Genomic DNA, 20,807 nt, shown 5'->3' with positions numbered 1-20,807 from the left:
TCCTTGATCCGGTCCCATTGGTCATCACGTAGGGCGTAGCGGCGGGTTGTCATCAGTATCGGAGGCTGAAACACAACTCATCCCAGCTTACCTAATTGATTACACGCCCTAGGATGCCTGCCGCGATCGCAGAATTTCCGCGACAGCAGCGCGCCCCGGCTCGATCGGATGGCTGCTGATGTTCACGCTGTTGTCACAGTTGCCACCCATCATAGATATGTTCCCAGGGCAGTGTCACGTCAGCGGGCGGGAGTTCCTCAGGTTGGTTGTCTATAGCCAGCGTAGGCCCCGACAGCACACCCCAGGGGCCAGCCAAGTCGACGGGGAGGGGGTTGATTCCCCTCCCCGTCGGCTATAGGTTAGTTACGGTGGTAGCATAGCTGGCCCAGGAAGAGGCTTGAGATCCCATCCAAATAACCCGTCGCCGCTAATAGCAGTTCACCTGTTTTTTGGGTGAGACCCCGATAAATGGGGAATCCTGGCTACAGTGGTCTTGCTCTAACGTCTCGATTCATGCCGCTGCCCTGCCCCAACCCTGCAATGCCCCACGCCGATCGAGTTGCGGCTGGCGAAACTCTGCTGATTGTAGATGACTCGTTAGAAAATCTCATGTTTCTTTCTAAGACCCTCAAGGGTCAGGGCTACGGGGTGCGGTGCGCCCGCAGCGGAATTATGGCGCTGCGGGCCGTGAACACCACCCACCCAGCACTGATTCTGCTCGACATTCGCATGCCCGAGATGGATGGCTATGCGGTGTGCCAGCGGTTGAAGGCCGACCCTAGCACCCAGGCCATACCGGTGATTTTTCTCAGCGCCTTGGATGAGGCTCTCGATAAGGTTAGGGCCTTTGAGGCGGGGGCCGCCGACTATCTCACCAAACCTTTTCAGGTCGAAGAACTGCTGGCTCGGGTGGCCAACCAGCTGACGATTCGCCGCTTGCAGCAGTGCATGACGGTGCAAAATCAGCAGCTCCAGCAGGAAATCTGCGATCGCAGTCAGGCCGAGACCAGCCTCCAGCAGGCGACAGCTCGGCTATCCACCCTGATTGAGCACCTCCAAATGGGGGTGATCTTAGAGTCTCTGAGCGGCCAAGTGGTGATGGTCAACCAGCCCTGCTGCGACCTGTTTCGTCTAGATCTGCCCCCAGCCGCTTTGATTGGGGCCGATGGCCAAGCCTTTGCCCAAGATAGTGCTGGCCTGTGGAGCGATGCCACCGTCTTCACTCGGCGCATAGCGGCCCTGCGGCAGGCCCTGCAGCCAGTGGTGGCCGAAGAAATTGCCCTGGCCGACGGTCGCACCCTTGAGCGTGACTACGTGCCCTTGGTAGGCGATCGCGGCGTAGAGGGGCACCTCTGGCAGTACCGCGACATTACCGCCCGCAAGCAGGCTGAGCAGATTTTGCTGCAAAACTCCCAGGCGCTCAACCACTTTAGCCAGAGCCTGAAGCAGCTGCACCGCCTCAGCCTGACCCAGTTTGACAGCTTTGATGCCCTGCTCCATGACTATCTCAACACCGGCCGCCAGGTGCTGGGGTTTGCCGGTGGTCTAGTGGGCAAAATCGACGGCGAGGACTATGTGGCGATTGCGATCGAAACCACCCTGCCTAGGCTAGAGCCTAACCTGCGCTGCCCCCTCGACAGCACCTTCTGTAGCTTGGCCATTCGGCAGCAGCGCACCGTGGGCTTTACCCATATTGGTGAGCGGCCAGAGCTGCGCCAACACCCCCTGTATCAGGCACTGCGGCTAGAGTCCTACCTGGGCGCCCCGATCTGGGTAGAGGGTGAGATCTACGGCAACCTGTGCTTTTTTGACACGACCCCGCGCCCCCAGGGGTTTAATCAGCATGAGACCGAAATCATTGAGCTGATGGCCCAGAGCATTGGCAAGGTGATCAGCGCCGACCGACTAGAGCAGCGGCGGCAGCGGGCCAGGATCAAACTACAGCAGAGTGAAGAGCGCTGGCAGCTTGCCATTCAGGGCAGCAATGCGGGCATCTACGACCTCGACTTTCGCACCCAGACGGCGTTTTTCTCTGATCGCTATCGGGCGCTGCTGGGCTACACCAACCCGGCTACTAACGAACGGCTGAGCGACGACGACCTGCGCTGGGAGTCTCGCATTCACCCCGACGACTACGATCGCGTCATGGCGGTACACCACGCCTACCTGATTCAGCGTCGCCTGCCCACCTACGAGGTGGAGTATCGGCTGCGCTGCCGCGACCAGAGCTACAAGTGGGTGAGCTCGCGGGGTCAGGCCCTGTGGGATGAGCAGGGGCGGCCGATTCGCCTAGTGGGCTCGACCGGCGACATCAGCGATCGCAAGCGGGCCGAGGCCGCCCTGCGCCAGAGTGAAGAAAAATTTCGTCAGCTGGCCGAATACATTGACAGCATCTTTTGGATCTACGAGCCCCAGCAGCGTCAGTTTGCCTACGTTTCGCCCGCCTACGAGAGCATCTGGGGCCGACGCCGAGAAGAGCTTTACCACAACCCGCTGGCCTGGCTAGAGGCGGTGCATCCCGACGATCGCGATCGGGTGTCCCGGGGCCTGCCCCGCCGCCACGCTGCCGAGGCCCTAGTCCACTTTAGCTACGACGAAGAATTTCGCATTGCTCGCCCCCTGGGGGAGCTGGCCTGGGTACGGGTGCGGGCCTTTCCGATTCGCAACGAGCAGGGGGAGGTATATCGCCTAGTAGGGGTGGCCGAAGACCTCACCCAGGTGAAGCGCCAGGAGGAATCGCTGCGGCTGATTGTAGAAGGCACGGCCGCCAAAACGGGCAGCGATTTCTTCGAGTCGCTGGTGCGCTATCTGGCCGATATTTTGCAGGTGCGCCATGTCCTGATTACCCAACGGCTGCCGACAGCTTCAGGTCGAGTCCGCATCCTGGCGTTTTGGCGGCATGGTCAACTGGGCGATCGCCTGGAGTATGACCTGGCCGGCACCCCCTGTGAGCAGGTGGTAGCGGGCGAGGTGATCTACGTGCCCCAGCGGGTGCAGGTGCTCTACCCCGACGATGCCGAGCTGAGGGCGCTGGGGGCGATCAGCTTCCTGGGCATTCCCCTCGTGGATGCGGCCTCCCAGGTGATTGGCCATCTGGCGGTGATCGACGACAAACCCATGGTCGACGACCACACCCGCGAGCTAATCTTACGTATTTTTGCGGCCCGGGCGGCGGCGGAGCTAGAGCGCCAGCAGGCCGAAGATGCCCTGCGCCAGGCCCGTGAAACCGCCGATGCCGCCAACCAGGCTAAGAGCACCTTTCTGGCCAATATGAGCCACGAGCTGCGCACCCCCCTCAACACCATCATCGGCTTTGCCCAGCTGATCACCCGCGACTGCCATCTAGAGACCCAGGCCCAAGACTACCTAGAAATCATCAGCCGCAGCGGCGAACATTTGCTGGCACTGATCAATGACGTGCTGGAAATGTCAAAAATCGAGGCCGGGCGCATTTCGCTCCATGTCACCACCTTTGATTTGTCGTACCTGCTGTCTAGCCTGGAGGCCATGCTCACCCTGCAAGCTGAAGCCAAAGGGCTGAGCCTGAGCTTTGACTGCGACCCGGCATTGCCCACTTATATCGCCACCGACGAGGGCAAGCTGCGCCAGGTCTTGATCAACCTGCTGGGCAACGCCATCAAATTTACCCAGACCGGTCGGGTGATGCTGCGAGTGCGCTGCCAGCCAATTTTGAAGCAGCCTGTGGTGACCGGCCCCGCCGCTAACGTCTCCCTAGAGTTTGCCGTGGTCGACACCGGTCCTGGCATTGACCATGAGGATATCAACCGCCTGTTTGAGCCTTTTATTCAGAGTGCGGCGGGGCTTCGCTGGTCAGAGAATAATCTGGGGCCATCGCACCAGGGCAGCGGCCTAGGGCTGCCGATTAGCCAGCAGTTCGTGCAGCTGATGGGGGGCGATCTCACTCTTGAGACCCAGCTCAACCAGGGGTCAACCTTTACTTTTGTGCTGCCTGTGCAGCAGATCGAGCGATCGGCGGTGTTTCCGGCCCTCGACGAACCCCCAATTGTCGGTCTGGCTGAAGATCACCCCCCCTGGCGGCTGCTAGTGGTCGAAGATCACCCCGCTAACCGCTACCTGCTGGTGCGCCTGCTCACCGCCGCTGGGTTTGAGGTGCAGTCCGCCCAGGATGGCCATGCCGCCGTCGACCAGGCTCGCAGCTGGTGCCCCCACCTGATCTGGATGGATATTCGCATGCCTGGTCTTGACGGCTACGCCGCTACGGAGCAGATTCGAGCGCTGCCCCTCGACCCTCGACCGGTGATTATTGCCCTCACCGCCAGCCCTTTTGAAGAAGAGCGAGCTAAAATCTTAGCCGCCGGGTGCGACGACTTTGTGCGCAAGCCCTTTCAGATGCAGGCGATACTACAAAAGATTGCCACCTATCTGCCGGTGCGCTATTGCTACGCCGCTGAGGCTGACGCCGCTCCCCCTGCCCCCCGAGAGGCCAGGGGAGCTGGAGTAGGCGTGCCCACGCTCGCGCCAGTAGAGCTCGGGCTGTGGCTACAAACTATGCCCCCTGAATGGCAATTAGGCCTGACCCAGGCGGCTATTGCCGGTTCCGACGATCGTCTGCTTGAGCTGCTCAACCAGATGCCCGACGCTCCGGTCAGCGTGGCTCAAACCCTGACTGGCTGGGCCAGAAACTTTGAGTTTGATCGCATTCTCGACTGTTTGCGCCCTAGGGCCGAGGCGACCCGGCCGGGGAACGCTGAAGTGTAGGGTTAAGACGTCGCTTTCCCTAGCTGGGTTGATCCCCGAGGCGTTTGGCAGGCTGGGATTGAGACGGCAATCGGTAGAACGGTTAGAACGAATTAGAGAACGGAGGTGCACGGTGTCTAAGCTCGAGGCGGGAGGTATTCCATGACTTCCCCTAACGATGCGGTCGTCAAGGGCGACATCTTGATTGTTGACGATACTCCTGACAATCTGCGGCTGCTCTCGGCTATGCTGGGACGGCATCGGCTGGGGGTGCGCAAGGCCTTGACCGGCCAGTGGGCGATCGCTGCTGCCCAGGCCGCTCCCCCCGACCTGATTTTGCTCGACATTAAAATGCCGGAGATGAGCGGCTATGAGGTCTGCAAGCGGCTCAAGGCTGATCCCCTCACCCAAGCCATTCCGGTAATTTTTATCAGCGCCCTCGACGATGCGATCGACAAGGTCAAGGCCTTTGCCGCTGGCGGGGCCGACTACGTCACCAAGCCGTTTCAGGAGGCGGAGGTGCTGGCCCGCATTGCCCACCAGTTAGAGCTGCGGCGGCTCCAGGCCCAGCTAGTCGCTCAAAACGAGGAGCTGGTGCGCTCTAACCGAGAGCTAGAGCAGTTTGCGTCGGTGGTGTCCCACGATTTGCAGCAGCCGTTGCAGAGCATTTTGGGCTATACCAAGCTGATTGGCCTCACCTGCCCCGCCGTGCAGCAGTCGCCGGCCCAGCCCTACCTGGAGAGCATTCTGGATGCCAGCGATCGCATGCAGCAGATGATTAAAGACTGGCTGGCCTACGCCCAGGCGGGGCAGGCCCAACCCACCTTTACCCCGGTTGATTGCAACGCCCTACTCGACCAGGTGATTCTCAATCTCAAGGTGGCCCTGACAGAGTCGCGGGCACAGCTGTGCTATGGCGATCTGCCCACCGTAATGGGCAATGAAGTGCAGCTCATGCAGCTGTTTCAAAACTTGATTAGCAACGGCCTGAAATTTGTTCGGCCCGATACGGTGCCCCAGATTACGCTGTCGGTGGAGCCCCTGCCCCAGACCTGGCAATTTAGCATTCACGACAACGGCATCGGCATTGAGGCTGAGTACCTGGGGCAGATTTTTGAGGCCTTTCACCGCCTCCACGATGCCCAGAGCTACCCCGGCAGCGGCATTGGCCTGGCCACCTGTCAAAAGATTGTCGAGCGCCACGGCGGCCGCATCTGGGCGGAGTCGCAGCTGGGCCTGGGCAGCACCTTTTATTTCACCCTCCAGGCAACTCCTAGCCGCGATGGCTAACCTCGGCTTTTCTCCCTCCTGCTTTCGAAATTCCCATGAGTCCGCTCACGCTGTTCTGTTGTGTCGATGCACCCGCCCAGGTGCCCGCCCTGCTCGCCGCCGAATTTTCCGACTGTCGCGTGGTGCTGGCAACCAAGAGCCCAGCGGTGGCAGACGGCCTCGACCAGCTGAGCACCGATGAAGTGGCGGTGGCGATCGTCACCGCCAGCTGGCTGACCACTGGGGATCGGCGATCATTTTGCGATCGCTTTCCCCAAGCGCTAGTGGTGGTGCTCGACCCGACGCTGTCTCTAACCGATCGGCCCAGCCCTGAACCTGAACCGATCTATCGCCGGCTGCCCTACCCCGGCACCGATGCCGAGCTGGTGTTTACGGTGGCTGCCGCCCTAAAGCACTACCGCCAGGGGCAACAGCTCAAATTGAGCAACGTCGCCCTAGACGACGCCCACCGGCAGCTAGATGTGCTGCAAAGACGCATGTCGGCGCTGATGGTGCAGCTCGATTGGGGCATGGCCAGCGCCAGCGATCGCACTCAGACCGAGCAGGCTCTGCGCCGCAGCCGCAGCAGCCTAGCCGAGGCTCAGCGCATTGCCCAGTTGGGCAGCTGGGAGTTTGATCTGGCCTGCCAAACCATCACCTGGTCGGCGGAGATGTTTCGCCTTCACGGGCTCGCTCCGGCCCTGTGCGCGCCTAGCTACGAGCAGTGGCAGCAGACCATGCCCCCGGAGGATTGGCGGTTTTTGGAGGCAGCTATTGAGCAGTCGATCGCCCTAGGCACCCCCTACGAGGTCGAGCACCGCCTTGTCCGTCCCGATGGCTCGGTGCGCTATATATTGGGCCGGGGCGAGGCGGTTTATAACGACCAGGGTCAGGTGGTGAAGCTGCGGGGCACCGGCCAAGACCGCACCGAGGCCAGGCTGGCAGAGGTGGCGCTGCGGCAGAGTGAGGCTAAAAACCAGGCGATTTTCTCGGCGGTGCCCGACCTGATGGCGGTGGTCAACGCCCAGGGGCAGTATGTTGATTTTGCCTACAACCACTTTCTGGGAGAACTCCTACCCCAGGGGGGCCAAGATATTGTAGGTGCCTACCTTGCTGACGTGCTGCCCCCCGAGCTTGCCCGTGAGTGGCTGACAGCGGTTGAGCGCACCCTGGCCACGGGTATCTGCCAGTTTTTTGAGCAGCAGCTAAGCTTCGGCGATCGCATTCAGTACGAGGTGGTGCGCATGGTGCCCTACCAGACCGATCAGGTGCTGGTGCTGGTGCGCGATATCAGCGATCGCCAGCAGGCGCTCTACGACTGCCAGCATGCAGAACAGGCCCAGCAGGAGAGCGATACCCGCTTTCGGCAGCTGGCTGAAACGGTGCGAGAGGGGTTTTTTGTCTTTGACGCGGTGGCGCTGCGCTACGAGTACCTCAACCCGGCCTACGCCACCATCACGGGGATTGACCTCGCCGCTATCAACGACCTAGACCACTGGCTGACCGGCGTGCACCCTGAGGATCGCGATCGCGTCGCCGTCGCCGCCGCCCAGGAGATGCAGGGCACCAGCACGGACTGTGAGTATCGCTTTCTGCGCCCCGATGGCGAGGTGCGCTGGCTGCATTGCCAGGCCTTTCCGATTGCCGACGCAGCGGGCACGGTTTTGCGGGTGGTGGGCACGGTTAAAGATATTACCGCTCGCAAGCAGGCGGAGCTTGCCCTAGAGCAGACCAAAGAACGCTACCGCCGCGCCACCCAAGCCGCCCGAACGGGCGTGTGGGAACTCGATCTGAAGGTTCAAAGGGGCTACCTGGATCCCACCATCAAGGCCCTAGCAGGGTATGCCGACAACGACATCGGAGACAGCCTAGAAGACTGGCTGAGGCTCGTTCACCCCGAGGATCACGCTCCCCTAAAGACCGCCATGCAGCGCTACTTTAGCAGCGAGAGCGCAAAATTTTTCTTTGAATACCGCATGCTGCACCGAGACGGCTCGATGATTTGGGTGCTGTCGCGGGGAGAACTGCACCGCGATGCCGAAGGTCAGCCCGAGACATTCCTCGGTACCACAACCGATATTACGACGCTCAAACAGGCTGAACTGGCCCTCAAGCAGCTCAACGAAGAGCTCGAGCAGCGGGTGCAGGAGCGCACCCAAACCCTGCAGACCCTGGCCGCCGTGGTTGAAAACAGCACCGACCTAATTGGCACCGCCAGCCTCAGCGGTGCCGCGCTCTACCTCAACCGGGCTGGCCGCCGCCTGGTGGGGCTAGAGGATGTACCCGTGGATGGTCAGCCCATCAGCACGCTCCACACCGCAGAAACTCGGCTGCGACTAGAGCAAGAGGTGTTGCCCACGGTGATGGCTGAGGGGGTGTGGCGGGGCGAGTCTGCCTTTTGCCACGGGCAAACTGGCGAGGCGATCGCCGTGGAGCAGGTGATATTTTTGGTAAAAGACCCCGACACCCAGGTGCCCCTGTGTCTGGCCACCATCAGCCGCGATATTCGCGATCGCAAACGGTCGGAGCTGGCCATTCAAGAGAGTGAGGCCCGCTTTCGCCAGATTGCTGAGGCCACTCAAGAGGTCTTTTGGATGATTACCGCAGACACCCGCCAAACTTTGTACGTCAGCCCTGGCTTTGAACGGATCTGGGGCCTGTCCTGCGAGGCGCTTTACCAGTCGCCATCACTCTGGCTTAACAGCATTCACCCCGACGACCGACCAGCGGTGGAGGTAAGCCTGCCGGCCACAACCACCGTTGCTGTAGATAAGGTCTATCGCATCTACCGCGCCGATGGCGAACTGCGGTGGATTAGCGATCGCTCCTTTCCTGTTTTGAATGAGGCCGGTGAGATCTACCGCGTCGTCGGGGTGTCCACCGATATCACTGAGCGCCGCCAGGCAGAGCTATCGCTGCAGGAAAACGAGGAACTCTTTCGCGGCATCTTTGAGCAATCGGCCCTGGGCATTATCGAGGCCGATTTAGACGAGCGCATTGTGCGGGTCAACCAAATCTTTTGTGACCTGGTGGGCTACTCCACAGCCGACCTGTTGACCATGACCTACACCCACTTGACCCACGCCGACGATGTGAACCTCGACCGCACCCATGTCGAGCCGCTGCTCAGGGGCGACCTGCCCAGCTTTATGATCGAGAAGCGCTACGTGCGCTCTGACGGGTCAACGGTGTGGGTAGCGCTGGCGGTTTCGCTGATGCGAAATGCCCAGGGCCAACCGCAATATCTGCTGGGGGTGGTGAACGACATCAGCGATCGTAAGCAGGCCGAGCTGGCCCTGCAAGAGTCGCGCAACATGCTCAAGCTGGTGCTCGACACCATTCCCCAGCGGGTGTTTTGGAAAGATCGCCAATCGCGGTTTTTGGGCTGTAACCCAGCCTTCGCCAAAGACTACGGGCTGACCCCAGATTGCGTTATCGGTAAAACCGATGCTGGATGGCCCTGGGACAGCTATGCCGCTAAGTACCAGGCAGACGATCGGCAGGTGATGGCCACCCGCCAGCCCAAACTGGGCTACGAAGAACGCGCCACCACGGTCGATGGCAAAGACCTTTGGACTTTGACCAGTAAGGTGCCCCTCACCAACGCCGACGATGTGGTGATCGGCGTGTTGGGCTGTTACGAAGACATTACCGCCCGCAAACAGGTAGAAGCATCGCTACTCCAGCTCAACCAACAGCTAGAGCAGCGGGTGCAGGAGCGCACTTGGGAGCTAGAACGGTCGGTTCAGGTCTCCGAAGCGGCTAACCAGGCCAAGAGCACCTTTTTGGCCAACATGAGCCACGAGCTGCGCACCCCCCTCAACGCCATTTTGGGCTTTGCCCAGCTGATGGCCCGCGACGCCACCCTCAGCGGTGACCACAGTCAGGCCCTCCGCATCATCAACCGCAGCGGCGAGCACCTGCTGATGCTGATCAACGACATTTTGGAAATGGCCAAGATCGAGGCGGGCCAGGTCAGCCTCAACGCCGTCCGTTTTGATCTCCACGCCTTGCTCAATGCCCTGAGCGATATGCTCCACCTGCGAGCCCAAGACAAAGGGCTGGAGCTGGTTTTAGACTGCCATCCGACCCTGCCTCGCTATGTTGTCGCCGACGAACCTAAGCTGCGCCAGGTATTGATCAACCTGCTGGGCAATGCCATTAAATTTACCCCGGCTGGTCAGGTGACGCTGCGGGTGACTCCGGCCCGCCTGACCTCGGCCCCGCTACCCGGTGCTCTGCTGGCGGTGACCTTTGCCGTCGCCGATACCGGCATTGGCATCACCCCTGCCGATCGCGATCGCCTGTTTGAGCCGTTTGTGCAGGTGGGGCAGGGGGCAGGCACCGGACTGGGCCTCTCGATTAGTCGTCAGTTTGTGCAGATGTTGGGCAGCGATATTACGGTCGAAAGCCAGCCCGGTCAGGGGTCTACCTTTACCTTTACCCTGCCGATGCAGGTAGCCGACGGGGTGGATGGCGAAACGCCGTCACCATTCACCCAAATCACGGGGCTGGCGACCGGGCAGCCCCGCTACCGCATTTTGGTAGTCGACGACGATAGCACCCACCGGCACCTGCTAGGCGAGGTCTTACGGGCGGTGGGCTTTGAGGTGCGCGAGGGCGACAATGGCCAGACGGCCCTTGACCTCTGGCAGCAGTGGCGGCCCCAGCTCATCTGGCTCGACATGCGCATGCCCACCCTTAGCGGCCCCGAGACCGCCTGCGCCCTCCGCGCCCAGGAGCAGGGTACGGCCGCAGCGCCCACCAAAATCATTGCCCTCACCGCCAACGCCTTTGAGGATGATCGCGCCCGCGCCCTGGCATCGGGCTGTGACGACTTTGTGCGCAAGCCCTTTCAGTTCGACCATGTGCTGGCTAAACTGGCTGAGCATCTGGGGGTCGAGTACACCTATAGCCCGGTCTTGGCACCGCTAGACAATGCGGTGAGGCTGTCTGCTGAGGCGGCGATCGCCCAGCTGCGATCCCTACCGCCGTTGCTGCTAGCCCAGCTCCAGCAGGCTACGGTGCAACTCGATGGCGACCGGCTTACCCAGCTCCTGACCCAGATTCCCCCTGAGCAGAAAACCCTGATCGATTGGCTGAGCTGGCAGGTCGACGAGTTTGCCTTCGACATTCTGCATTCGCGGCTAGAAAAGGCTCAGCGGCAGTAGTGCCCAGCGGCCTAGCGGTTGGTGATCACCACGCCAGCGATCACCAGGCTGCCGCCCAGCAGCAGCGATGAGGTGGGGGTTTCTTGCAGCAATAGAGCGGCTAGGGCGATCGCAAACACCGGCACCAGGTTGATAAACACCCCGGCTCGTGCGGGGCCGAGCTGCCGTACGCCCTCGTAGTACCAGGTAAAGCCCACCGCTGAGCCGAGCAGGCCTAAATACAGCAGTCCGCCCCAGGTAGTGAGAGATGCAGCCGCGATCGCGTCCCCCAGCCCCTCCCTCAGCGCTGGCCCCAGCAACAGCAGCGTCCCGACCCCGCAGGCGTAGGTGGTCGCTGCAAAGGGGGAAAGTTCTTTCATCACAGTTTTGCCCAGCAGGCTGTAGCCCATCCAGCTAACTACGCAGCCGAGCATAAACAGTTCACCAATGCCCACATCCCCCCGCAGCAGCCGCACTGGGTTGCCGTCGCTAATCACCACCGCAGCCCCCAGCAGCGAGAGGCCAATGCCCAACAGTTTGGTGCGGCTGAGCGGGTCTTTGAAAAAAAGGGCAGCTCCTAGGGCGATCGCCACCGGGTTTAGCGCAATAATCAATGCCGCTCGCCCCGCCTCGACCGTTTTGAGCCCCGAGAAGAAAAACACGTTGTAGGCAAAGATGCCCGTGAGGCCCAACAGAACGATGGGCAGCCAGAGTCTTCTAGGCGGTTGGGGGAGGCTGCCTTCGACGGTGTAGGTGAGCAAAATGAGGGCAAGGGAGGCGATCGCAAAGCGACAGAAGGCCGCCGCAAAGGCCCCCATATCTTGCACCACCAGCCGCCCGGCAATAAACGTGCCGCCCCAGAGCACCATGGTGACCAAAAGCTTGAGGTAAATGATCAAGGGTGGCCCTCGCTTTGGTCTCTAGCAGCGGAAAAATTTCTTGTGTAGCAGCGGTGGTGCGTTGGTTAAACGCAGAATTTACAGCTTTGCTCGAACTATTGACCAGCATCACAGCCTTCTACAGGCGATCGCTTTCAATCTGATGTTTAAGCAAGTCACCCACATTAGCGATCGCCGTTTTCATATGTCGATTGGTGTTTTTGGCAACAACTTTGGTAATGCGATCGGCTTGCTCAGGGGTTGTCCCTAACTGTACCAGTCGTGCCCGTAGCGCATTGTTAAACGCTCCTGCCAAAGCTGACTGATGGAAATGCAGGGTAGCGAGACGAGCGTCTTGCTCCGTTAGCTCAAAGATGCCTAGTGCCTTAACGGGGAGAGTGATCGTTCTAGCCTGGGGGGTGCCGTCTTTGGCGATCAGCCACTGCTCGATTTTGGGATGCTGCTTGACAAATTCTCGCAAACTTTCCAGATAGGCCGCCTGACTCATTAGGGCTACTGCCTGGGCCAGGGTCGGCTCTTTTTTTGTAGTCTCGCCATAAACCTTCAGCAGCCCGGTACTGATGGCAACAAAAGGTAGCGTTGCGCCTAGGAGCTTGCCCAGGGGTGCATTGATCGCCTCCAGCAGTGAGTCAAGCTGGCTGACCAAAGCAGCTACTCGCCGCAGATCAGGACTTTCTTCCTTGAGCACCTCGGCCAAGCCCAGCACCGCATCGGCGGCATCGGCCGCTCTGTCGGCGATCTCCAACGCAGCCAGGTCGGGGTCGGTGGTGAGAAAGTTCCAGAGGCGGGTGGCCATAGCGGGCAGAATCTTCTAGGGGATAGCTTCGAGCGGGGGCGGTTGAAAATGGGCTAGGTTGCTTATTAGCCTAACGGCACCTACGGCGAATAGATAGTGCCTCAGACGAGTCAGCCTCTGCGATCGCTAATGCTTGACAGCAACACCTCGATAAAAGTATCCAGCAAACTTGGGCACCTTCCTGGCGTAGGCCGCTTCTAGTTCAACCTGGTCAAACCGCTGCTCGATTAGCTGACCCATGTCGCGGTCAAAGTGACATCCTCCGGCGATGCGCTTTTGCAGCGGCGTCAGGCGATGCTGCCAGGCTTGAATCGAGGGTTCATCACTGAGGCCGTGCTCGACAAAAAAGAACCGACCACCCGGCTTCAACACCCGATAGATTTCGGCCAGGGCCTGCTCAATTTTGGGGATGCTGCACAGGGTGAAGGTGCTGACGACGCTGTCAAAGCTGTGGTCGGCCATGGGCAGGGCTTCACCGCTAAGCATGCGATGGTCTACTGTGATGGGTGAGGCATCAATGCGCTGTTGGGCCAGGCGATGTACCCCTGGGTTGGGGTCTACCGTGACGATTTGGCGCACCTGATCGGGGTAGTATGGCAAATTTAACCCCGTGCCAAAGCCAATTTCGAGCACGTCGCCGCTTACATCGACCAAGACCTCCCGCCGATAGGAGCCCAAGATAGAATCGGCCATGGAAAGCTCGATCAGGTAAGGCAGAATTCTGTCGTTATAAAGACCCATAGTGGCTGCTGTTTCGCCGGTCTAGCGAGATTCATGCTACGGGGTTATTCTACACACCGCCCACCCACCGCACCAAAGCACCATGCTTCCAAAACTGGTAACTGAGCCTTCCATCGAAACCAAAATTCAGCGGATGCAGCAGCGGGTGCGGTGGCAGCACCGCCAGATCGTCGAGCGCGGCATTGATCAAACCGGCCTGGTGATCGACGAGCCGGGCGCAGAGGACGAAACATTCTCGTTTTTGGTGGTGGGCGATAGCGGCACCGGGCGGCACCGCAGCGGCAGCCCCCAGCGGCAGGTGGCCGAGCAGCTGTTAAAACACATCGACTCGGCCCGGTTCACCCTACACACCGGGGATGTGGTGTACCTGGTGGGGTCTCGCGATCAGTATCGGTCAAACTTCATTAGGCCTTATCAGGAGTGGCTGGTGGGGGGAGATGACTACCGACATATCGCCTACGATCGCATGGTCTTTAAGCACCCAATTTTGCCGGTGCTGGGCAACCACGACTACTACGACCTGCCCGCCGTAGTGGGGCTGCTGTCGGGCATCAGCGGGCCGCTGCGCTATGCCTTGCGCTCTTACCTTGATCTAGATGTGAGCTGGCGCGGGTCTCACCAGGGAGATGCCTACGCCAAAGCCTTTTTAGACTATTTAAAGGCGGTGCCCGAGTCGGGGCTGGTGGCGCATTTAGATGACCACTACAGCAGCAAGCTAGACGACGCGCGGGCGCTGACCTACCGTCCTGGCGAGTTTACCCGGTTGCCCAACCACTACTACAGCTTTCGTTACGGTGGCATCGACTTTTTTGCCCTCGACTCCAACACCTTTAACCAGCCGCTGCCCATCGCCAATGGCGAAGCCGGTCGCAAGGAGTTGCAGCAGCGGTGTCAGCAGCTAGAGGTGAAGAAAGCCGACCTCCTGCGGCAGGCAGGCATGGGGGTATTTACCCCCAACGATGAGGACGAGCAGGAAGAAATCACGGAGCGCATTGAAGCTATCGATGAGCAGATCAACGACATTAACAAGCAGCTCAACAGCTCTCGCCTGCAAACGGTGGATACTGAACAGCTCCACTGGCTGCGCGATCGCCTGAGTGCCTCCTGGCAAAATCCAGCGGTGCGCGGGCGCGTTCTATTCTTTCACCACCCGCCCTACGTTACCGAAGCCACCAAGTGGGATCAGGGGCAAACCCTGGCCGTGCGTCACCACCTCCGCCAGGTGCTCGACGCCGTCGCCGCTGAAGTGGCAGACGTTTCCCAAGATCGCCCCCTGGTCGATTTGGTGCTCAACGGCCATGCCCACTGCCTCGACTATGTGCGCACGGGCGACACCGGCCACGGCGATGCTAACATTCCCTGGGTGATCTGCGGCGGCAGCGGCTACAGCCTGCGTCGCCAGCGAAGAGAAGGCTCTGAGCTAACGGAAGACGATCATAACAGCACCCGCGCCGTGGCCAAATCTCACCTCTACCTGGGCCGCGATGGTAGCCGCAGTCGCCTTAAGCGCCCCTACTCAGGTCTGCGGGTCGATGTCGCAGAGGGAACCCCACCCAAGTTGACGATCGTTCCGTTGGTGGCTGAGAAGTATGACGGCGATTGGAAGGGGTATGAAATGGATGGGTTTGAAGTGTAGGGGGTGAGGGGGAAGAAAGTTTTGAGTTTTGAATTTTGAGTGTTGAATTTAAGCTGTGGAGTCCAGAACTCAAAATTCAAAACTTAAAACTTAAAACTTAAAACTCCCTACCAACTCCCTGCCCCAGCATTTTCAAGTCCACCGCATAGCCAGCGACAACTAAATACACCGCGCCAGCGACGGTGCCGACCTGGCGGGTGAGGGTGCCGAGGCGGTCGCGAAACAGTCGCCCGATCGGGTAAGCGGGCACTACGCCCCAGCCGGTTTCTTCGGAAACCAGAACCACGGTGCTGGGGGTCTGTCGCAGGCTTTCGATTAATGAATCCACGGTGACTTGCCAGGTGTCGTCGTCTTGCTCTAGCAAGTTGGCCAGCCAGGTGCCGAGGGAGTCGATCAGCAGGCAGTCTTGGGTGGTGGCTGAGAGGATGGCTTCGGGCAGGGCAACGGGAACTTCTTGCAGCTGCCAGTGGGGAGGGCGGCGATCGCGGTGCAATTCCACTCGTTTTTGCCAGTCCAAATCTGCTGGGTCAACGGTAGAGGTGGCAATATAAATCACCGATTGACCAGAGTTGGTGGCCAACGCTTCTGCCCACTCGCTTTTGCCCGATCGCGCCGGGCCGGTCACTAAGGAGATGCGGTGGTTGGTTGTCAAGGTACGACCTTTTGGATAAACGCCTCAATTTCGTCCACCAGCCAGGCTTTTTCTGCCACCGTTAGGGGAGTACCAAACTTGTGCTGGTTAAGGTCGTCTAGCAGGGCGATGGTATAAGTGGAGCGATCGCCCCTGGCATCCGCGCTAGCGCCAGAATCACCTGTTCTCACTTCCACCTTGACCAGGTCGGCGGTGTTGCCCGTTATCTGGTGTCGCCAGTTCCACAGGCGGCGGGTCAGGGAGAAGCGTTGCCGGTCAATGCTCAGGCGTACGTGGGCCATCAGAGAATTCACAGCGGCGGAAATCAGGCTAAAGCCAAAGACCCCGAAGGGGGCCAGCAGCAGCAGCACAAAGCCTTCTCCCTCTAGAATCAGCGCCACTAAAACCAGCAGTATGAACCCGTTCCAAAACAGGCTGAGCAGAGCTAGCCCAGCGGTTTTGCCCCGCAGCCCCGGCGGTGGAATGGTAACCACCAATTCAGTGGGAGATCTGTACACCTGCACCTTCGTGCCCGCTGGCGGGCGCAGGGCTAAGGGCTGAACAGGAGCGGCCAGAGGCTTGGGAGTATTTAGCGTCGCCAGTGCCACCTGAGCGGAGGCAAAGCGATCCTCCACAAGCGGGTCAATCAGCTGCTCAAGCCAGTCAGCAAAGGCGGCAGACACCGCCACATAGGGGCGAAAGTTGATACGCAGCCGCTCCTGGGGCAGGTCGGCGGGCGACTGGTGGGTAAGCAAAAACAGCAGGGTGGCCCCCAGCCCATAGAGATCGGTAGCGGGCACAGCCTGGCCGCGAAACTGCTCGGGAGCCATGTAGCCGTAGGTGCCCACCACCGTGCTGCCCTGGCGGAGGCTGTCGCGGTAAACTGTCTGCACCGCACCAAAATCAACTAGGTAAATGTGGCCATCGTCGCGACGAATGATGTTCTGCGGCTTTAGGTCGCGGTGAATAACGGGTGGGTTAAGGCCGTGCAGGTAGATCAGCACATCGAGAACGGCGGTAGCAATGCGGCGAGCCTCGGCCTCATCGACCCAACCGCCGCCTTCGACCCAGTCGGCCAGGCAGGTGCCCTCGGCCAGGTCTTGAGCTAGATAAAACCAGCGATTGTCGGCGGTATCAACCTGAAAAAAGTCGATGTATTGAGGAATAGCGGGGTGATTAAGGGTCTTGAGAATGCGGGCTTCGCGCTCGAATAGCTCAATCTTTTTCCAGTCTTGCAGGCCGCGCAGGGAAAGTTCTTTGAGAGCGATGGTCTGGCCCGTGGCCAACCGTTCGGCAGCGTAGGTGGTGCCGCTGCTACCCTGGCCCAGCCGGTGCAAAATCCGATAGCGGCCGTCGATGATAGCTCTGCTAGCCTGGGTGGGTTCCATGGCAGGGGTAAGATTTGGAGCCTATGCTTCCCTATTATGCCGCTGACAAAATCCTGCTGAGGCTAAATTCCAACGGCTGGCCCAATGGCTAGGGCGACTATCTGAGGCCACCGAATTGGGCCAGTTGAAGCTCTAACATTTGTCTTTGCCGGAGTTAAGAGAATAATCCTGATGGTTTGACTTCTCTGCGAGACCAGAGGCCACTAGACTAGAGGCAATGTTGTAGCTGGGGCACAGGCGTTGAGTGAAACGCAAAATACACCAAGTACCCTCGCCGTAGACCGTAGGGAGCTGCAAGAGCTAGTGCGATCGCAGCTACAAGTGCTGCTGGAGCAGGGCAATTTGCCAGGGGCCAAAGCGCTGCTGGTGCCGGTGCAGCCTGCCGATATTGCCGAGGCCATTGAAGACCTGCCCGAGGCCATGCAGGCGATCGCCTTTCGGCTGCTGGGCAAAGGTGAGGCGATCGAGGTCTACGAAAACCTCGACACCAGCGTGCAGCAGGCGCTGATCGAAGATTTTAAGCGCCAGGACGTGCTCGACATTGTCGACAAAATGTCGCCCGACGACCGGGCCAGACTCTTCGACGAGCTACCCGCCAAGTTTGTGCGCAGCCTGCTATCTCAGCTCAGCCCCCAAGAGCGCGAGGCCACCGCACAACTGCTGGGCTATGAAGCCGGTACCGCTGGGCGGATTATGACCCCAGAATACGTGGCCCTCAAGGAAGGCTGGACGATTCTGCGCGCCCTAGACTACATCCGCAGCCGTGCCTTTGTCAGCGAGACCATCTATTACCTGTTTGTCACCGATGCCGCCCGCCGCATGGTCGGCATTCTGTCGCTGCGGCACCTAGTCACCGGCCAGCCGGAGCAAACCATCGGTGACCTGATGACCCGCGACGTAATCTCGGTACGCACCGACGCCGACCAAGAAGACGTTGCCCGCCTGGTGCAGCGCTACGACTTTCTGGCGGTGCCCGTGGTCGATACCGAAGAGCGACTGGTGGGCATCATCACCGTCGATGACCTAATCGACGTGATTGAGGCCGAAACCACCGAAGACATCTACGCCCTGGGCGGCGTCCAGAGCGGCGGTGATAGCTATTTTCAGGCCAACCTGTTTGATGTGGCCCGCAAACGGGTAGTATGGCTCTCGATTTTGCTAGTCACTAACACCGCCACCACCGCCGTCATTAGCAGTCAGCAAGACATTTTGCAGCAGGTAGTGGCCCTGGCCGCGTTTATTCCCCTATTGATTGGCAGCGGCGGCAACGTCGGAGCGCAGTCATCCACAGTGGTAATTCGCGGCCTTAATACCCAAGAAATTAGCTCTAAGCAGGCCCTCTCGGTAATTCGCCGGGAGGCGATCGCCGGTACCGTTCTAGGTCTGATGCTAGGGGCGGTGGTCACCGTCTGGGCCTACGTTCTCCAGGGCAACCCAGCCATTGCAATCACCGTGGGCATTAGCCTGGTCGCTATCTCCATTTTGGCCTCTACTGCTGGAGGCGCCTTGCCCCTGCTATTCGACGCCCTGAAATTAGACCCAGCCCTTATGTCAGCCCCCTTCATCACCACCATTGTCGATGTGCTAGGGGTGCTGCTTTACCTCACCCTGGCCCGTTACATGCTAGGGATGGCCTAGGCCAAGGGATTAAAGTTCACGGAGCGGGTCTTAGGCCGGTGGTTAAACTTCAAACCCTGCCCCTTCAAACCCTGCCCCTCGGGCCATTGTGTTAGCTACGCTACGCATTTGCTTTAGGATAGAAGAACATAAAAGCCAGACTTGAGTCGATCGGGCAGTCTTTTTGCCCGGTTCTCGATACAAATGTTTACAATGTCCTTAGAAGTCGTTGCAGATCAGATTAGCTGGCTGCCCATACTTAAATAAGTTCGTTTCAAACTAGCTCAGTCTGTTATTCCGCTTGCTCAGCCTCAGCCATCCCTAGCTAGTATTTTGGGATTATGGACTTAAACGGTTCGCCTACCCTCAACAAGCCTCCTCTCTCCAGCCCCGATCACCCTGAGGTCCCTGTGCTGCAAAAGATCAAGCAAGACCTCAAAAACGATCTAATTGCCGGCCTGGTGGTGGTTATTCCCCTGGCAACTACCATCTGGTTGGCGATCACCATTTCGGCCTGGGTAGTGCGGTTGCTCACCCGATTTCCCAAGCAGCTGACTCCCTTTGATGGCCTCAACCCTTTTTTGCTCGACCTGATTAACCTGCTGATTGGCCTATCGGTGCCCCTGTTGGCCATTTTGATTATTGGCCTGATGGCCCGCAACATCGCCGGTCGCTGGCTGCTGGATGTGGGCGAAAAGGTAGTGCAGTCAATTCCTTTGGCGGGGTCGGTGTACAAAACGCTGCAACAGCTGTTGCAAACCGTTTTTCAAGACTCTAGTACGCGGTTTCGGCGCGCCGTGTTGGTGGAGTATCCCCGTCGGGGTATTTGGGCAGTTGCTTTTGTCACCGGAGCCATGACGGCTACGGCTACGGCGACCCCCCAGATGCTGAGCATTTTTGTGCCTACAACCCCTAACCCCACCAGCGGCTGGTATGCCATCGTGCCTGAAAGCGACGTCGTCAACCTGTCGATATCGATTGAAGACGCCTTCAAGCTGATTCTCTCGGGCGGTATTGTTGGGCCAAACCTGGCGGCGGCGGTTCCATCCGATCGCGTCGTATCTATAGCCAACGAAGGTCAATCTACAGCCCCCATGGCTCTGGATCGAGGCATCTCTGAACTCACCCCCGACCTGGCCGACTATCCCCAGCAACTTTCCGTCTTGCCGGTAGACGAAGATTGCTAAGATATAGCCTGGTTCTAGCCCTGGGGTGAGGTTGGCCGTCGGTGTGCGTAAAACTTCGCCGGGTCAGTTTTGCCTTGGGAAGACCCTGCACCGCCGCTTCTGGGAGACATGATCTATGCAAGCTCGCCGTATGGCCCGCGAGTTGGCCCTACTGGGCCTCAGCCAGCTTTCTGACAAGCCCGGCAGACTGGCGCCCCCAGACTTTGAAAAACTGCTGCTGGCGGCCATTCAAACCCTGACCGCCGAGGCCAAAGACGCCCTTGAAACTGCCTCCGATGAGCTGAAGCGCGGCAACCAGCACCTGGTTGACAGCGGCACCCGTGCTAGCGACGTTGAGAAGGGCCGGGCCATGGTCGAAGAGGCGATCGCTCTCACCCAGACCGCCATCAACCGGCTGGCCCACGCAGTAGAGCTGCCCGAGTTTATTCGCCTTAGCAACCAGTCTGAGATCGAAGCCTTTGCTCTGGAGCTGCTCACCAACACCGCTAAACACCAGTCCCAGGTCGACAGCATTCTTGACGAAGCGATGGTGGCGTGGAACCTAAAGCGCCTACCCCGCATCGATCGCGACATTCTGCGCCTGGCCGTGGTCGAAATGAATTACCTGGGTACCCCCGATCGAGTCGCCATCAACGAAGCGGTAGAACTGGCTAAGCGCTACAGCGACGACGACGGCTACCGCTTTATCAACGGCGTGCTGCGCCGAGTGGTGAGCCGAGGGGATGAAGTGGAAGTAGAGGCCGATAGTCCCGTTGTGTAGGGAGTGGGTAGAAA

The 20,807-nt window shown here is 59.6% G+C and carries 12 protein-coding genes; 7 read left to right on the top strand and 5 right to left on the bottom strand.

Annotation, left to right across the window (positions count from 1 at the left end; translation table 11 throughout):
• Positions 1-540 precede the first annotated feature (540 nt).
• The 3 genes from H6F57_RS24305 (at position 541) to H6F57_RS24295 (ending at position 11,159) form a co-directional block, all read left to right on the top strand.
• Entirely contained in the window at positions 541-4,740 is a 4,200-nt protein-coding gene (locus tag H6F57_RS24305; protein ID WP_190795048.1) for a response regulator, read from the top strand.
• 141 nt (positions 4,741-4,881) lie between these two features.
• Positions 4,882-6,009 carry a response regulator gene (locus tag H6F57_RS24300; RefSeq protein ID WP_190630960.1) on the top strand — a complete coding sequence of 376 codons (1,128 nt, stop codon included), beginning with the start codon at positions 4,882-4,884 and terminating at the stop codon, positions 6,007-6,009.
• A 35-nt stretch (positions 6,010-6,044) separates the two neighbouring features.
• Positions 6,045-11,159: a PAS domain S-box protein gene (locus H6F57_RS24295; protein WP_190630958.1), complete on the top strand. Its 5,115-nt coding sequence runs from the start codon at positions 6,045-6,047 to the stop codon at positions 11,157-11,159.
• An 11-nt stretch (positions 11,160-11,170) separates the two neighbouring features.
• Here H6F57_RS24295 and H6F57_RS24290 read toward each other — a convergent pair whose 3' ends face one another.
• The 3 genes from H6F57_RS24290 to H6F57_RS24280 all read right to left on the bottom strand — a co-directional run bounded on the left by H6F57_RS24290 (position 11,171) and on the right by H6F57_RS24280 (position 13,574).
• Positions 11,171-12,037: a DMT family transporter gene (locus H6F57_RS24290; protein ID WP_190630956.1), complete on the bottom strand. Its 867-nt coding sequence runs from the start codon at positions 12,035-12,037 to the stop codon at positions 11,171-11,173.
• Between the two features lie 118 nt (positions 12,038-12,155).
• Positions 12,156-12,833 carry a hypothetical protein gene (locus H6F57_RS24285; protein WP_190630954.1) on the bottom strand — a complete coding sequence of 226 codons (678 nt, stop codon included), beginning with the start codon at positions 12,831-12,833 and terminating at the stop codon, positions 12,156-12,158.
• 126 nt (positions 12,834-12,959) lie between these two features.
• Positions 12,960-13,574 (bottom strand): class I SAM-dependent methyltransferase, encoded by a 615-nt coding sequence (locus tag H6F57_RS24280; RefSeq protein ID WP_190630945.1) that lies wholly within the window; start codon positions 13,572-13,574, stop codon positions 12,960-12,962.
• Positions 13,575-13,656: 82 nt separating this feature from the next.
• Here H6F57_RS24280 and H6F57_RS24275 point away from each other — a divergent pair, with 82 nt between their 5' ends.
• Positions 13,657-15,210: a metallophosphoesterase gene (locus tag H6F57_RS24275; protein ID WP_190630943.1), complete on the top strand. Its 1,554-nt coding sequence runs from the start codon at positions 13,657-13,659 to the stop codon at positions 15,208-15,210.
• Positions 15,211-15,307: 97 nt separating this feature from the next.
• Here the strand turns inward: H6F57_RS24275 and cobU are convergent, their stop codons facing one another.
• Together cobU and H6F57_RS24265 are read right to left on the bottom strand one after the other, a co-directional pair.
• A complete protein-coding gene (gene cobU / locus H6F57_RS24270) occupies positions 15,308-15,862 on the bottom strand; it encodes a bifunctional adenosylcobinamide kinase/adenosylcobinamide-phosphate guanylyltransferase (protein WP_190630942.1) in 555 nt (184 codons plus the stop codon).
• Positions 15,859-17,229: a serine/threonine-protein kinase gene (locus tag H6F57_RS24265; RefSeq protein ID WP_190630941.1), complete on the bottom strand. Its 1,371-nt coding sequence runs from the start codon at positions 17,227-17,229 to the stop codon at positions 15,859-15,861. The genes cobU and H6F57_RS24265 overlap by 4 nt, the downstream gene beginning before the upstream one ends.
• Before the next feature lie 240 nt (positions 17,230-17,469).
• Between H6F57_RS24265 and mgtE the strand changes: the two genes are divergently transcribed.
• From mgtE to nusB, 3 genes are all read left to right on the top strand, one after another.
• Positions 17,470-18,867, top strand: a complete 1,398-nt coding sequence (gene mgtE / locus H6F57_RS24260) for a magnesium transporter (RefSeq protein ID WP_190630939.1) — start codon at positions 17,470-17,472, stop codon at positions 18,865-18,867.
• A gap of 389 nt (positions 18,868-19,256) precedes the next feature.
• Positions 19,257-20,033, top strand: a complete 777-nt coding sequence (locus tag H6F57_RS24255; protein ID WP_190630963.1) for a DUF502 domain-containing protein — start codon at positions 19,257-19,259, stop codon at positions 20,031-20,033.
• 115 nt (positions 20,034-20,148) lie between these two features.
• The gene (nusB, locus tag H6F57_RS24250) at positions 20,149-20,793 is read left to right on the top strand and encodes a transcription antitermination factor NusB (RefSeq protein ID WP_190630938.1); all 645 of its coding nucleotides are present in this window, start codon (positions 20,149-20,151) and stop codon (positions 20,791-20,793) included.
• The last annotated feature ends 14 nt before the right edge of the window (positions 20,794-20,807 follow it).

Origin of the sequence: Leptolyngbya sp. FACHB-60 (assembly GCF_014695775.1) — a bacterium.
In the GTDB taxonomy this organism is placed as follows: Bacteria; Cyanobacteriota; Cyanobacteriia; order Phormidesmidales; family Phormidesmidaceae; genus Nodosilinea.
This window is presented reverse-complemented; position numbering and strand designations above follow the sequence as displayed.